Below are 13,376 nucleotides of genomic sequence, written 5' to 3' on the forward strand. Positions count from 1 at the left end.
TTAATCTCCTAGACCTAAATCCTAAAGATGATTGAGAGGAATGTATATGATTGAACTAAAACAGGTTTCCAAAACGTTCACTCGGAAAGGAATCACGATTGATGCGCTTAAAGGGATCGATTTAAAGGTCGATAAAGGCGATATCTTTGGCGTTATCGGCTATAGTGGTGCGGGGAAAAGTACATTAATTCGTTTAGTCAATTATTTGGAAAGACCTACTGAAGGACAGGTCTTCGTTGCTGGGCGTGATTTAGGAACCTATAACGATAAAGAGTTACGGGCGGCTAAGAAGAATATCGGCATGATTTTTCAACATTTTAATCTATTAGAATCTAAAAAAGTATTTGATAATGTAGCGATTCCTCTAGTTCTCTTAAAAAAGAATAAGAATGAAATCCGCCAGCGTGTACAAGAGTTGCTAGAGTTTGTTGGATTAAGTGACAAAGCAGGGAGTTTCCCTAGTGAATTGTCAGGTGGACAGAAGCAGCGGGTCGGGATTGCCAGAGCGCTTGCCTCGAATCCATCCATCCTATTATGTGATGAAGCGACTTCTGCCTTAGATCCACAGACAACACATTCTATTTTACAGCTATTAAAAAAAATCAATGCAGAGTACAACATTACTGTGATGATCATTACACATGAAATGTCTGTCATTCAAGAGATTTGCAACAAGGTGGCGGTGATGGAAGAGGGCCGAATTATTGAGCAAGGAAGCGTTCTGGATGTATTCGGTAGTCCGAAGCATAAGACGACACAGAATTTTGTGAAGACGGTTATTCAAAATAGCATTACGCCAAGCGTCCAAAAATCCATCAAAACAGAACCCGGAAGTGTCCTTTATAAACTTAATTTTGTTGGAGAAAGCGCCTCTGAGCCTATCCTGTTCGAGATGATTCGATCCTTCGATATGAAGGTCAATATTTTATTTGCGAACACGACCGAGATTCAGGAAACGACACTGGGTACAGTAATTATTCAATGCAGTGGAGATACAGCTGAGATTAACAATGCGTTATCTTTCTTAAAACGTCATGGAGTCGGTGTAGAGGAGGTAGAATCTAATGTTTTCGACCACATTAACAGGTGATCAATTTCTGCAGGCGATTATTGAAACGATTCAGATGGTTGGCGTCTCCTTGTTTGTTGGCTCATTGATAGGGATACCCTTTGGGATATTGCTTGTAATCACTCGTCCTGGTGGGGTTTTGGAGAACAAAGCGCTTTACGCCATACTAAATCCGATCATCAACATTATACGCTCTCTGCCTTTTATTATTTTACTTGTAGCGATTGTACCTTTCACACGTTTGATTGTTCATACTTCGATTGGGACAAGCGCAGCGATCGTACCTTTAATTATCTACATCGCACCTTATATTGGGCGTTTAGTAGAGAACTCCTTGCTTGAAGTAAACCCGGGAATTCTTGAAGCTGCTGAAGCGATGGGGGCTACGCCATTTCAAGTGATATGGTACTTTTTGTTGCCAGAGGCGGTTGGATCATTAATTCTGTCTTTGACAACGGCGACGATCGGGTTGATCGGTGCAACTGCAATGGCTGGAACGGTAGGGGGCGGCGGTGTCGGCGACTTGGCGATTGTATATGGATACCAACGTTTTGATACGGTTGTCGTGGTAGCTACTGTTGTTATTCTCATTATTTTAGTGCAAGGCATTCAATCTTTAGGCAACACGCTAGCAAGAAAAATTCGCCGTTATTAGTCATTACATATTCCGGGAGGGAGTTTGGCAGATGAGTGAATGGAGCAAGCAAGATCGATTTAAAGCGATATTATCTGGAGAAAAGGCAGATCGCCCAATTGTAAGTGGTTGGCGGCATTTTATCGACAAAGAACAAACTGCAGATGATTTAGCGCAAACTACAATTTCTTTTACGAAACAATATGATTGGGACTGGGTCAAGATCAATCCTAGAGCAACTTATTTGGCGGAAGCTTGGGGCAATCAATATGATTTTACGGATTATCAGACTGTATTTCCAAGGCAGCAAACAACAGCAATTTCATCAGCGGTTAATCTATGGGATATCGAAGTTAAAAAGGCGGTGCATACAGCTTCCTTGGCAGAACACTTAGAGGGTGTTAGAAAAATTCGTCAAGGACTACCTGATACCCCACTAATCCAAACGGTATTCTCTCCATTGACTGTATTGCTATTTATTGTAGGGCGTTCTGCTTATGTTACAAAAACAGTGTTTGGCATTGAGCATCCGGTAACTTTGGAGTCGTTATTTAAGGAGCATCGTGCGGCAGCGCACCATGCGTTACATGCGATTTCATTAACCTTAGCTGATTATGTACAAGAGCTGCAGCAAGTGGGTTCTGACGGTTTGTTCTACGCTGTGACAGGCACCGCTCACCCAGGATTATTTGATGAAGCCATGTTTGACGAGTTCTCCAGACCTTATGACTCTATTGTCTTAGAAGCTGCAAACTACGGCAAAAACATTCTTCATACTTGTGGGGCTTATGCCCAGCCTGAGAAATTTAATGATTATCGAATTGATGGGATCAGCTGGGATACTGTAGCCGAGGGGAACCCTGGTTTAGAGGCGGATCTTAAAGCTACTAAAGTAGGTGGCGTCGATCATGGGCTGTTCGCTGTAAACGATATCGCACAAATTAAGCAGCAGGCTAAAGAAGCACTGACATTAATGAAAGACCAGCCTTTTATTCTTTCTCCAAATTGCGCTATCCCACTTAATGTGACGGATGAGGCGTTAGCACAACTAAAACAATCTATATTTGAATAGGAGATGAAGTTATGAAAAAGTTGATAGTAGTGTTGATGATAGGGGTTCTAGCGGTGTTGACGGCTTGCGGGAATAGTCAATCCGATAATTCTGGAGATAAGAAGAAGCTTACCATTGGATTTGGTGTGGGAACCTATGAGGAACAATTCCGCCAATCGATCCTTCCGATCCTAGAGAAACAAGGCTATAGCGTTGAAATTAAGTCCTTTTCGCAAAACATGCAGGTCAATCCTGCGATGAAGGAAGGCTCCATTGACGCAAGTATCTTCCAAAGCACAGCATACATGGAGGCAATCAACAAAGAAATCAAAGCAGACATGGTAGGGATTGCTTATGCGCCTGGTGCACCACAAGGTCTTTATTCCGTAAATCATACTACACTTGACGATGTTAAAGATGGTACAACCGTAGCTGTTCCGAATGATCCGGTGAACCAAGAGCGTGCACTGCGTATCCTGGAAGAATTGGGTTGGATCAAGATTAAAGATGGCGCAGGCGTAGCTGATTTTAACATCAACAGCATGGAACCGGATAAATATAACATTGATATTAAAATATTGGACCCTGCTCAAATCCTAGTTTCACTGCAAGATGTTGATTACGGCGTTGTAAACGGGAATTATATTGCTAATTCAGACAGAAAGATTACGGATGCCTTGAAAATCGAAAATACGCCTATGGAACACAGAATTATCGTATCGGTTAATAAAAAGGATGAAAATACACAGTGGGCGAAAGACTTGAAAGCAGCTTATGAATCTAAAGAGTTCGAAGAATATATTCGTGGAATAGAGAAATATGATGGTTTCATTCTGCCTGAAGCATGGGACAACAATTAAGTAAGGAAGTGAACGCAAGTGACACAAGAAAAGATTCATTTTATTGGTGGAGGACAGATGGCGGAAGCGATCATTCGCGCATGTATACCCAACAACACCCTGTCGGTAGATCAAATTAGTATATCTGACATTAATGAAGCTCGTCTTCAGTTTTTGAGTACCAAATACGGAATAGATACGAAGAGCTCACAGGAGCAAAGCCTATCTACTGCAGATCTGATTGTCGTTGCGGTGCGTCCACAGGATGATTTAACTACACTTGGACAAATCGTACAACAATTCGCTTCACCTACCGCAGTCATCGTATCGATTGTGGCAGGTGTGACGAATGTCCAATTAGCTGGTTATTTTGGAGCTGAGAGGTCCATTATCCGTGTCATTCCAAATACATTGACGGATACAGGCTACGGATATAGCGGTGTAGCATTAAATGCTTACGCTAGCCGTGATCAAGTGGAGCATTTCTTACTCGGATTTGGTAAAGTGCAATATCTGGATGAGACATTAATGGATATTTTCACTGGATTTGGTGTGGCTGGCCCCAACTATATTTATTATTTCATTGAGTCTTTTGTAGATGCAGGTGTGCTTGCCGGATTGCCGCGTGAGCAAGCCTGGAATGTTGCACTGGAGAATATGATGGGATCGGTAGCTATGCTGCAGCAGACAGGGCTGCATCCAAGACAACTGCTAGATATTAATAATTCACCTGGCGGAGTTGGGATGCATGGCTTGTACGAATTAAATAACAGTGATTTCGCAGCAGGTCTGCAAAGAAGTGTTCTGGCAGCTGTGAAGCGTACTACTGAGCTAGGAGTGAAGTAATCATGGCAACAGTGAAATGGGATCACTTAGTACACTACGTCAATGATCTGTCTAAACCGGTTGAAATCTTTAGAGCTCATGATTTGGTTGCTTTTAAGGGAGGTTCTCATAAAGATTGGGGAACCTATAACGCATTAAGTTATTTCGGGCTAACCTATCTAGAATTTCTGGGCATTGAGAATCTTGAGTTGGCAAAGGCAACTGAACATAATCTAGTGGTGAAAGACGCTGTAAAACTTCTGCCGGAGCATGAAGTCTTGAGCAGAGTAGTCATCCGGACAGATGATATTGAAGAAGTAGCGGATTCCCTTAAGGCAGCGGGTTTATCACTATCTCCAATCATCGATGGGAAGCGTCTAGATAACGAGGGAAGATTAATCGAGTGGCGCATGATGACTATCGGTGGTGACTTTCAAGGCCTAGTCTATCCGTTCATCATTCAATGGAGCGGGACAGATGCAGAGAGGTTAGAAAGATTATCATCGTCTGGAGTCATCCAGCCTCATCCTGCAGGTCATGTTGAAATCGTGCGCGCTGTATTCCATGTCTCCGATCCTGCAGCTACCGCTAAACACTGGGGATCGATATTCGGATTGCCTGTAACAGAGTCAGAGGACGGTACTTTTATCCTTACGATTGGAGAAAAGTCTTTTGCTTTCGTACATGGGGACGAGAACCAGTTCAAACAGGTGTTTTTTGAAACGGATTCGTTAGCGCTGAAAGGGAAGACGATTCAGATCGGTGACGGGGAGTATGTTTTTGTATAAGGCATTAGTTTCTATATAATTTAAGATGAAAAGACTTGCTCGAAGGTATTGATACCTCGAGCAAGTCTTTTTGCTATCCATTGATGTGATCTTTTTGTTTTAATCAATTTGTAAACCAGATGAAATTCCATTTTATAGTAAGATAACCATGATAACCATGATAACGAAGATTGAAAACCTCGAGTATGCAGTTAAGAGATAACTTTCAACGGATTAATTCATGTACCAAAAGTATAGTGTCCACATTGATTGGGATTGCAATTGAAGAAGGATGTATCCCTTCTGTTGAGATTACTTTGAATAACAAATGTTTTTTGCGATGATAACTTTTTCAAGTACAGATAATCGGCAGTCATCGAAATATCGTTGTTGTCACAAAACGACTCCTTATCTCGTTTTATATGCAGACGGAATAAGGAGTGGTTGCAATGAAAGAATTGACATGCATCGTTATTGGCGGAGGATATGCAGGTATTAATGCAGTTAAAGCGATTCGGAAAACATTTAAGGGGCAAGCAAGTAAACGAACACTCCGACTTATTTTAATCGATAAGAACACTTATCACTTTCGCAAAGTATTGCTTTTTAAGCCCGCGGTCGGAGATGAAGAGATTACTATCCCTCTGATTAGGTTATTTCCCGAGGGGGTTGAATTCGTTCAGGCTACTGTAACGAAAATCGAATCAGGGGAAAGAAGGCTACTTTGTCAGGATGCTGTAGGAAATAAGAATTCGATAAAATATGACTTCCTCGTTTTGGCGGTGGGCAGCGTCGTGCGGCAACCCGACCCTGATCAAGGAGGTATGGCATTAGCGAGTTTAGACGCTGCGTGGAAGATCCGAGAGGCATGGCGCGCGAATATAAAGAAAGCTGTAAAGGAAAAAAGCTCGAAAGAACGTCAGAGATTAATGACCATTGCCGTTGTTGGAGCGGGCATAAGCGGCATCGAGACATCTGCCGAACTAGCTTATTTTTTTCGTGATGATGCGGTATCATTGGGACTTGACCCGAATGCTGTAAGGATAAATTTATTTAACGCGAATAAGAGACTTTTCCCAGAAGGCCCGGCAAAAGTAGGGCTTAAACTGGAACGTTCACTTGACGCTTGCGGAGTAACTACCTTACATGGAAGTAGGGTATTACAGGAGAAAGAGGGAGTGCTAACCTTATCTAACGGCGAGACGATGTCCGCTGGCCTATGTGTCTGGACGCTGGGGCTGTTACCCAACCCAATGCTGCAAAGCATCGGGTTACCGATGACTCCGGAAGGATACGTGATCGTAGATGCAAGTTATCGGGTTCAAGGGGCCCAGGGTGTATACAGTATCGGCGACTGCGCGCGAATCGTTGACCCTGCTAGCGGACGGGTGGACGGGAAGACGTGTAAGGAAGCGACCGCCCAAGCAGCAAGGCTTGGAAAGATTTTATCGGCGGATATTGCAGGGCGTCCGGCACCCATGCATAAGGAATTTATTGACTTTTTTTGTTTTGCCTTAGGTCCGGAGCAGGGAATGGTATGGACACATCAATGGGGGTTAGATATTATTTTTACAGGAAAGCTGGGTTGGCGAATAAGGAAATTCACATGGGATTCGGCAAGTCTGTTAAAATAATGTAAACAGAGGGTTAGTGGAAAAGGGTGGAATTTTAAGATGCAAGAGTTATATGAGCATTATAAAGGGCTGCTTTTTACGCTTGCCTACCAACTGACTGGATCGGTCTCCGATGCGGAGGACGCTGTGCAGGACGTATTCCTGAAGTTGTATGATGTAAAGCTGGATCGATTGGTTGAACCTAAAGCATATTTGTGCAAAATGGTAACTAATCGCTGTCGGGATTTATTCAATTCGGCGCGTAAGCGGAGGGAACAGTATTTCGGGCAATGGCTTCCTGAGCCTCTTCTTACTCCGAATGATGAGTCGTTTGAATCGGTTGTTCAAGGCGAGCTGCTGTCTTATGCTATGCTCGTATTGCTTGAAAGGCTGTCCCTTACGGAACGGGCAGTGTTCGTGCTTCGTGAGGCGCTCGGCTTTGAATATGCTAATATTGCTGAGCTCGTTGGCAAAAGCGAAGCGAATTGCCGCAAGCTGATCAGCCGTGCGAGAGGAAAAATGGGGATTACCCCCGATGAACCAGTCAATCCCGAAGCTGCAAGCGAAGAGTGGGTCCGTCGACTCCTAGCGGCTCTCGAACAGGGTAACGTGGATAGGGTTGTATCCATGCTCGCCAAAGATGTCGTGTTGGTCTCAGATGGAGGGGGTAAAGCCTTCGCCGCCGTCCATCCTATTGAATCGCGCGATCTCGTCGCCCGTTTCCTTCTCGGCTTAACTCGTAAGGCTCCTCATTACGAAGGAGGCGTGCATGTAGAAATGAGGGATATAAATGGCCAAACAGGACTCGTTGTCCGTTCAGGAGATGGCATCGTAACTGTTGCGCTAATGCATGTCGAGAGAAATTCGATTCGCAACTTATACTTTGTTAGGAACCCAGATAAGCTGAGGCATTTATTGAAATGAAAAGAGGATTTGAAAAAAATCGCCGTTTAAATAACAGCTGAGAAAGGATCGAGCAAACTTAGAGGAAAAAGCACCTTGTCCTTCACTCCGGTAACACTAACGGAGTTGATTAGTAATAACAAGGAATTCAGGAGTGTATCAACACTACTAGGATAAGAATAAAGGAATACAGTGGATTAGCAAACAAATCACTTAAAGTGCTTGTTAGAAGTTAAGTATAGTGGTAATCAAAGGTGAGGGTTATGTTATGCCAAAAAATGATAATATGCTAACAATTCTATGGATGTTGAATTCGGGAGAGAAATTGACTGCAAAGCAAATATCGGAAAAGTTAGAGATAAATATAAGAACAGTTTATCGGTATATTGATGCACTATGCGTCAGTGGCGTCCCTATCATATCCGACACAGGGCACAATGGAGGGTATAGCTTGCTGCACAATTTTATCAAATCTCCTCTACTATTTAGTATTGATGAAAAAAAAACACTGCTTCATGCTGCCCTATTTGCAAAAGAAGCCGGATATCCTTTGAGTGAGGCATTAGAGAATGCAACATCCAAGTTGAAAATGTATTCGAATCAGGAGCAGGAAAGTATACTAAGCCATCATTTAGCCGGATTTGAAGTAATAAACCGCAGGGGATACCCCGCTGTTCAGCCGGTATTGCAGGAATTGGAGCACGCTGTAGCAAATGAATGTTCTGTAGAAATTTCTTATCGTAACAGTCATGAAGAGCAGTCCCCAAATAGGGTAATAGACCCCTATGGCGTGGTTAATTGGAACAATAAGTGGTACACAATTGCATTTTGCCACCTGCGGAATGAGATCCGCAGCTTTCGGGTAGAACGAATTCTGAACATCACACGCACGCCATTCTCATTTAGGCGTCCCAATGATTTTTCAGCGCGTACTTTTTTTATGAAAAATCTGTTACCAGATGTAGTAGGTAAATCCGAATTAATTTCTTTAATTATTGGTGGCAGGGCAGAGGCGTTGGATGATTTATGCATACATTGGTTTTTGGAGCATCATTTGCAGGAGCGGACATCAACGCAAGCAATTTTTTTACTTGAGGAAGAATCACTGTATACATATGTTCCGTATATAATTCTTCCCTATGGGAAATCCATTCAAGTTTTAGAGCCACAGAATCTAAAGAATAAACTTGTGGCGGTTGCTTCAGAGTTAATGGAATATTATCAAGTTTAACAACTTCACTGACAGCAGATGTCAGTGAAGTTGTTTTATTATAATGATAACCACTCATTAAAGATGAATGGTTGCTGTTACCTAATAAACTTTATGAGGAGCACTTAGAAATGAATAATACAGTATATCTTTATGTGTTTGATACCATGTCCGATTGGGAAATAGGTTATTTAGCCGCCGAACTGAACTCTGGAAGACACTTCAGACAGGGGCTGGCTCCAGCAAAAATAGTCACCGTTGGGATAGAAAAGACTCCAGTAACTACAATGGGCGGATTGAAAATAATGCCTGACATTAAAGTGGATGAGTGCAGCATTAAAAGCGTAGATGCACTGATTTTACCTGGTGGAAATACATGGACAGAAGCTATTCACGTGCCCATATTAAAAATTGCCGAGATGTGTTTAAAGGAAGGGATAGTAGTTGGAGCAATTTGCGGTGCTACCTTAGGACTTGCTCAAGCAGGATTGTTAGATTCACGTTGGCACACAAGCAATGATTTGGCCTACCTTAAAATGATTTGCCATTCTTACACGGGCGAAGAATATTACAAAGTGGAATCTGCTGTCACCGATGGGAAATTGATCACCGCATCCGGAGTAGCTCCATTAGAATTTTCTGTTCATGTTTTAAAAGCGCTAGATGTATTTTCTCCAAAAACATTAGACGCTTGGTATCGACTTAATAAAACTCAGGAACCTAAATATTTCTACGAGTTAATGAATTCAATCCAATGACAGTATAGGGATATTAGGCATGTGGAGTGCTGTGTGTTGTTGATTCACTAATAATGTCTGAAGACCACATTTACCTATAAATAGAAGCCCAGGCGTATTCAACGCTTGGGCTTTTGCAGTTTGCTCTAAGCCGCGCTATCATCCAATAATTCTCTAGGGGGTCATGATTTTTATTTGATCGGAATGTACAGATCTACTTTGGAATCAGGATGATCATATCCTAAATATCGTTGATCGTATAGCTCAAAATCCTCACGCTCGTCCAGTTCCTCTTTCGTGTTAAGGAACCACGTTCCCCAAATATAATGGAACGTTTGGGGAAGCGTGCGCAGTGTACCAGTGTGAGTGAATACGGCGTAACGCCCCTCTGGAATTACCTTTTGTACAAATTTTGCAGGAAGTCCTTCAAAAGAATCCACTTCGATGCCAGCGACCTCCGTAAATAGCACCGTCTTTATATTCTGTTAAACCAAAGCCTTCGAGTTTACGAGTGTAAGCAATCTTATGTGCTGTATTTTCTGAAATAATATTGCCTAGCTTATACCCAATTTCATAGCTTGTTCCTTTCAAATCCAGTGTATGAACGGAAATCGTTAACATCCTGTTCCCTCCTTTTTTCTACAGTTTAAGGTGGAAAGGGAAGCAGTGCATGATATTTTGTGCTGTTTTTTTCGCTCAATACCAAAATAAGTTTTTTTACCGCATAACAGAAGTTAATGGAGGATATAACAAAGGTCCATCATATCTTATCGGATGGGCCTTTACTGGGGTGACTGTTGCAATTCCGCCGTTTATTCTACCTCACTAAGAATCTTTTCAATTTTTTCGATGCGGGTTCGAATTTGCGACAATTCCTTAGATGATTTGTCTTGTCTATGAGAATTCCGAATCCGAATGCCATTCCGGAATAACCATATAAACTTCCGCTGTCTTGATTCATGGATAGACCTCCTATTATTCATCATCTATTTGAGAAACTTTGGCACATAATGTTGGGGCCAATTTCGTAATTATTTCCGGCGTGAGTAGGAATTTAAAATCCGTCAGCTCATGTTATTTAGGTGATAGTCCATACTTTTAGAATAGTGGCGCATATTATATTTTAGGAAGTAAAAGGGAGGGATAATCAATGAGCTGTGGAGTTGGAGGCAGATTTACTTCTACTGGAGAAATTTTGGTTCTTTATATCTTATTGGTAATTATATTATCTGCTTGTTTCTTTGTATAATAGCAGGCTATCAGAAAGAACAATAGCCACTGTTCCAAGGCTATTGTTCTTTTTTTGCAAATGTTGATGGACATGCCAATCCTTTATTTCGTTCCAATAACGAGAATAAATCCGATGTATTCATGATAACGGTCCATTATACTGTTGTACTTACTGATCACTTCCCAAATCGTGTGGTCAAGAAAGGAATCAGTGTCCATTTGTTGATAATGGTCTGGATGCTCTGTAAGATCCTCACTTGATTTAGGAAACAAGAAGGGACCATCTATCTGTGAATGATAAAATCCCATAGTGTTTACTAATGCTGACCATTTAGTAAAGTCCCATAGATTCTTTACATGATAAAATGTACTAATCATTTGATTAATTTCTGTAGACATAGGTTTATATTGAATCATTTCTCTGTCAAAAAGCTTGCCTCCAGTCCGCAGAACCCTATAATATTCCGAGAATGCCTTTTCTGTATCAGTGAAAATGGATACAGACTCAACAAGAATCACATCAAATGACTCGTTAGGAAAAGGAAGCGAACTTGCGTCACCTACTAAGAATTGAATTATAGATTTCTCTTTTTCAGCCCGTATTTTTGCTTTTGAGATCATATCTGGGTGAATATCTATACCTATTACATCATGACCTTGTGCAGCTAAATAACAAGATGTTCTGCCAGTGCCACAACCAACTTCAAGGATTCGGGAAGCAGGTGGTAGTGGATATTGTTCAAATTGCTTTAAAGTTGCAGTAAACCCTCCAGGATGAGCATTTCCAACACCTAATTTAGCAAGCATATTCAAATATTCCATGAGTGTAAATTCCTTTCACTGCGGGTCTTATTTTATAATATGAAAAAAAAATAACTTTGTACCGCAGTGCTAAATATTAATGACTTAAGAACATACATAAAAAGAAAATGTTGGTTTATTTTTAAATTAAAAGCCAGGTCGTCAAGCAATGTGCGTAATTGCTTGACGATCTGGCTTTTTTTGCTAAAAAGGATATGATTGTCCGTTCTTTTAGTAGTCTCCGATTACAAGTTGGGGTTTTATTTAATTTATTCAAGAACACTTGAAAATAATGTAAATGTAGAGTATTGTAAGTGATAAGTAGTAAGTAGTAAGTAGTAAGTAGTAAGTAAATCAAAACGCTCACCATACGGAATAAATATCATCCAGTAAATACGAATTTATGGATAGGGGTGGATGGTTATGATGGATTTAAAATTAGCACCGAGTTTTTCAGTGATCGCGCTTAATGCACAGAGAAGTCTTCATATGACTACTGTCAAGAAAGTGTCTTTACGCTGTATGGCAGCAGCGGTTATATTGGAGCTTTACTTAGAGGGATGTTTTACGCAATCAGAGAACAAGTTAACTTTGCCCAAGGAAGGATTTGATCAAGTTCATTCAGCACTTTATAGAGAAACGGTTCTACAGCCCTTGCTTCATAAACATGCTGAAGTGAAGGGTGATCTTAATTGGTGGGTAAAAAAGGCCTCCATGCTGTCTAACAAACAATTAAAAAAGTTCGAGACCGCGATTTCAGATTATCTTAAAGCAATGGATTTGCTTGAAGATATCCCAAGTCTGTTAGGGAGCGACATGTATTTTGATACTGCCGAAGTTGAAGTTAGAGCGTATCGCAGTAATATGGAGGCGTACACAAGCATTACAGAGAACATTCGCGCAGAGATTTTGGAAGAGGGTTCAGTAACGGATGAGGTCATTTGTATGCTGTGGCTGCTTCGTGAATGTGGATGCATGCATGATTTCTTCTCGCTAAAGGAAATAGAAAAGGTAAATATCAAACTACATGATTTATACCAAAGTAATTTATGGGCAAAGGCATTGCTTCCAATACAAATTCGCCATGGAATTGAGTTGGGAATCAAACGCTTTTTAGAATTGAAGACAAAGTTTGCGAAGACTTTTATTGGTAGTAGCATCAATCTTGTATTCCCTGCCCTAGAGCCATCGCGAGCTGTCTTTATAGAAACAGAGTCTTGGTTTGATAATTCTAATCAAAGACTAGACGCAGTTATTACAAGATTATTGTCCTATGGACATGAAGTTAAGGTGATGGAGAGAGGATCGATTGCGACCCTTAAAATTGATAATTTGTTATACGATGCGATCCCGCATTTTGTAATGATGAAAGTGCCAATCCAAGGTGTGCGTCTTGTTCCGAAGCGCCCGCTGTAAAGGAGTTGGTAATCAATGTCTAGACAACGCTCCATGGAGAATATTTTGGCTTCAGAGTATGTATCTATAGGTGAATTGGTAAGAATCACAAACTCTCGTTATAGTACACTCAAACATTACACAGAAGAAGGCATGCTTCCCTTTGAACAGGCCGAGGAGAATTTAACACGCAGATATAAAAGAGAGGAAACCGTCGCACGCATTCTTTGGATCAAAGAGATGAAAACAAACGGTTTATCTATCCCGCAAATTAAAGAAGCTTTAGGAATGAATTAAACATC

General features: G+C 41.3%; 16 protein-coding genes. 13 read left to right on the forward strand and 3 right to left on the reverse strand.

Translation table 11 applies throughout. From position 1 onward, the window contains the following. Positions 1-46: 46 nt before the first annotated feature. The 10 genes from MKX35_RS14560 to MKX35_RS14605 all read left to right on the forward strand — a co-directional run bounded on the left by MKX35_RS14560 (position 47) and on the right by MKX35_RS14605 (position 9,669). Positions 47-1,090: a methionine ABC transporter ATP-binding protein gene (locus tag MKX35_RS14560; RefSeq protein ID WP_076299275.1), complete on the forward strand. Its 1,044-nt coding sequence runs from the start codon at positions 47-49 to the stop codon at positions 1,088-1,090. Continuing rightward, positions 1,065-1,724: a methionine ABC transporter permease gene (locus MKX35_RS14565; protein ID WP_042189536.1), complete on the forward strand. Its 660-nt coding sequence runs from the start codon at positions 1,065-1,067 to the stop codon at positions 1,722-1,724. Before MKX35_RS14560 ends, MKX35_RS14565 begins: the two co-directional genes overlap by 26 nt. Before the next feature lie 31 nt (positions 1,725-1,755). Continuing rightward, positions 1,756-2,775: a uroporphyrinogen decarboxylase family protein gene (locus MKX35_RS14570; protein ID WP_076299274.1), complete on the forward strand. Its 1,020-nt coding sequence runs from the start codon at positions 1,756-1,758 to the stop codon at positions 2,773-2,775. Between the two features lie 11 nt (positions 2,776-2,786). Beyond that, entirely contained in the window at positions 2,787-3,614 is an 828-nt protein-coding gene (locus MKX35_RS14575) for a MetQ/NlpA family ABC transporter substrate-binding protein (RefSeq protein ID WP_076299273.1), read from the forward strand. Positions 3,615-3,632: 18 nt separating this feature from the next. Further along, a complete protein-coding gene (proC, locus tag MKX35_RS14580) occupies positions 3,633-4,439 on the forward strand; it encodes a pyrroline-5-carboxylate reductase (protein ID WP_076299272.1) in 807 nt (268 codons plus the stop codon). Between the two features lie 2 nt (positions 4,440-4,441). Then, positions 4,442-5,206 (forward strand): VOC family protein, encoded by a 765-nt coding sequence (locus MKX35_RS14585; RefSeq protein WP_076299271.1) that lies wholly within the window; start codon positions 4,442-4,444, stop codon positions 5,204-5,206. Between the two features lie 428 nt (positions 5,207-5,634). Continuing rightward, positions 5,635-6,819 (forward strand): NAD(P)/FAD-dependent oxidoreductase, encoded by a 1,185-nt coding sequence (locus tag MKX35_RS14590; protein ID WP_076299270.1) that lies wholly within the window; start codon positions 5,635-5,637, stop codon positions 6,817-6,819. Positions 6,820-6,858: 39 nt separating this feature from the next. Next, positions 6,859-7,722: an RNA polymerase sigma factor SigJ gene (sigJ, locus tag MKX35_RS14595; RefSeq protein ID WP_076299269.1), complete on the forward strand. Its 864-nt coding sequence runs from the start codon at positions 6,859-6,861 to the stop codon at positions 7,720-7,722. A 247-nt stretch (positions 7,723-7,969) separates the two neighbouring features. Next, positions 7,970-8,932 (forward strand): helix-turn-helix transcriptional regulator, encoded by a 963-nt coding sequence (locus tag MKX35_RS14600; protein WP_076299355.1) that lies wholly within the window; start codon positions 7,970-7,972, stop codon positions 8,930-8,932. Positions 8,933-9,042: 110 nt separating this feature from the next. Continuing rightward, positions 9,043-9,669 carry a type 1 glutamine amidotransferase family protein gene (locus MKX35_RS14605; RefSeq protein WP_076285381.1) on the forward strand — a complete coding sequence of 209 codons (627 nt, stop codon included), beginning with the start codon at positions 9,043-9,045 and terminating at the stop codon, positions 9,667-9,669. Positions 9,670-9,839: 170 nt separating this feature from the next. Here MKX35_RS14605 and MKX35_RS14610 read toward each other — a convergent pair whose 3' ends face one another. Both MKX35_RS14610 and MKX35_RS14615 read right to left on the reverse strand, forming a co-directional pair. After that, complete coding sequence (locus MKX35_RS14610; protein WP_341044289.1) at positions 9,840-10,118, reverse strand: GyrI-like domain-containing protein; 279 nt, start codon at positions 10,116-10,118, stop codon at positions 9,840-9,842. Continuing rightward, on the reverse strand, positions 10,075-10,269 hold the full coding sequence (locus tag MKX35_RS14615) for a hypothetical protein (RefSeq protein WP_076285382.1): 195 nt from the start codon (positions 10,267-10,269) through the stop codon (positions 10,075-10,077). Before MKX35_RS14615 ends, MKX35_RS14610 begins: the two co-directional genes overlap by 44 nt. A 529-nt stretch (positions 10,270-10,798) precedes the next feature. Between MKX35_RS14615 and MKX35_RS14620 the strand changes: the two genes are divergently transcribed. Beyond that, positions 10,799-10,897: a sporulation protein YjcZ gene (locus MKX35_RS14620; protein WP_139328621.1), complete on the forward strand. Its 99-nt coding sequence runs from the start codon at positions 10,799-10,801 to the stop codon at positions 10,895-10,897. Positions 10,898-10,980: 83 nt separating this feature from the next. Here MKX35_RS14620 and MKX35_RS14625 read toward each other — a convergent pair whose 3' ends face one another. After that, a complete protein-coding gene (locus MKX35_RS14625; RefSeq protein ID WP_076299268.1) occupies positions 10,981-11,700 on the reverse strand; it encodes a class I SAM-dependent methyltransferase in 720 nt (239 codons plus the stop codon). 402 nt (positions 11,701-12,102) lie between these two features. Between MKX35_RS14625 and MKX35_RS14630 the strand changes: the two genes are divergently transcribed. Both MKX35_RS14630 and MKX35_RS14635 read left to right on the forward strand, forming a co-directional pair. Continuing rightward, positions 12,103-13,095 carry a hypothetical protein gene (locus MKX35_RS14630; protein WP_076299267.1) on the forward strand — a complete coding sequence of 331 codons (993 nt, stop codon included), beginning with the start codon at positions 12,103-12,105 and terminating at the stop codon, positions 13,093-13,095. Between the two features lie 15 nt (positions 13,096-13,110). After that, a complete protein-coding gene (locus MKX35_RS14635) occupies positions 13,111-13,371 on the forward strand; it encodes a helix-turn-helix domain-containing protein (RefSeq protein ID WP_042189518.1) in 261 nt (86 codons plus the stop codon). Positions 13,372-13,376: the final 5 nt, after the last annotated feature.

Source organism: Paenibacillus sp. FSL R5-0923, from assembly GCF_038009145.1.
Lineage (GTDB): Bacteria > Bacillota > Bacilli > Paenibacillales > Paenibacillaceae > Paenibacillus_AQ.

Excerpts from the sequence above, each read along its gene's own strand:
- MKX35_RS14605 (WP_076285381.1), top strand. The coding sequence starts at position 9,043 with ATGAATAATACAGTATATCTTTATGTGTTTGATACCATGTCCGATTGG.
- MKX35_RS14565 (WP_042189536.1), top strand. The coding sequence starts at position 1,065 with ATGTTTTCGACCACATTAACAGGTGATCAATTTCTGCAGGCGATTATT.
- MKX35_RS14590 (WP_076299270.1), top strand. The coding sequence starts at position 5,635 with ATGAAAGAATTGACATGCATCGTTATTGGCGGAGGATATGCAGGTATT.
- MKX35_RS14615 (WP_076285382.1), bottom strand. The coding sequence starts at position 10,269 with ATGTTAACGATTTCCGTTCATACACTGGATTTGAAAGGAACAAGCTAT.
- MKX35_RS14635 (WP_042189518.1), top strand. The coding sequence starts at position 13,111 with ATGTCTAGACAACGCTCCATGGAGAATATTTTGGCTTCAGAGTATGTA.
- sigJ (WP_076299269.1), top strand. The coding sequence starts at position 6,859 with ATGCAAGAGTTATATGAGCATTATAAAGGGCTGCTTTTTACGCTTGCC.
- MKX35_RS14560 (WP_076299275.1), top strand. The coding sequence starts at position 47 with ATGATTGAACTAAAACAGGTTTCCAAAACGTTCACTCGGAAAGGAATC.
- MKX35_RS14630 (WP_076299267.1), top strand. The coding sequence starts at position 12,103 with ATGATGGATTTAAAATTAGCACCGAGTTTTTCAGTGATCGCGCTTAAT.
- MKX35_RS14625 (WP_076299268.1), bottom strand. The coding sequence starts at position 11,700 with ATGGAATATTTGAATATGCTTGCTAAATTAGGTGTTGGAAATGCTCAT.
- MKX35_RS14570 (WP_076299274.1), top strand. The coding sequence starts at position 1,756 with ATGAGTGAATGGAGCAAGCAAGATCGATTTAAAGCGATATTATCTGGA.
- MKX35_RS14575 (WP_076299273.1), top strand. The coding sequence starts at position 2,787 with ATGAAAAAGTTGATAGTAGTGTTGATGATAGGGGTTCTAGCGGTGTTG.
- MKX35_RS14620 (WP_139328621.1), top strand. The coding sequence starts at position 10,799 with ATGAGCTGTGGAGTTGGAGGCAGATTTACTTCTACTGGAGAAATTTTG.
- MKX35_RS14585 (WP_076299271.1), top strand. The coding sequence starts at position 4,442 with ATGGCAACAGTGAAATGGGATCACTTAGTACACTACGTCAATGATCTG.
- MKX35_RS14600 (WP_076299355.1), top strand. The coding sequence starts at position 7,970 with ATGCCAAAAAATGATAATATGCTAACAATTCTATGGATGTTGAATTCG.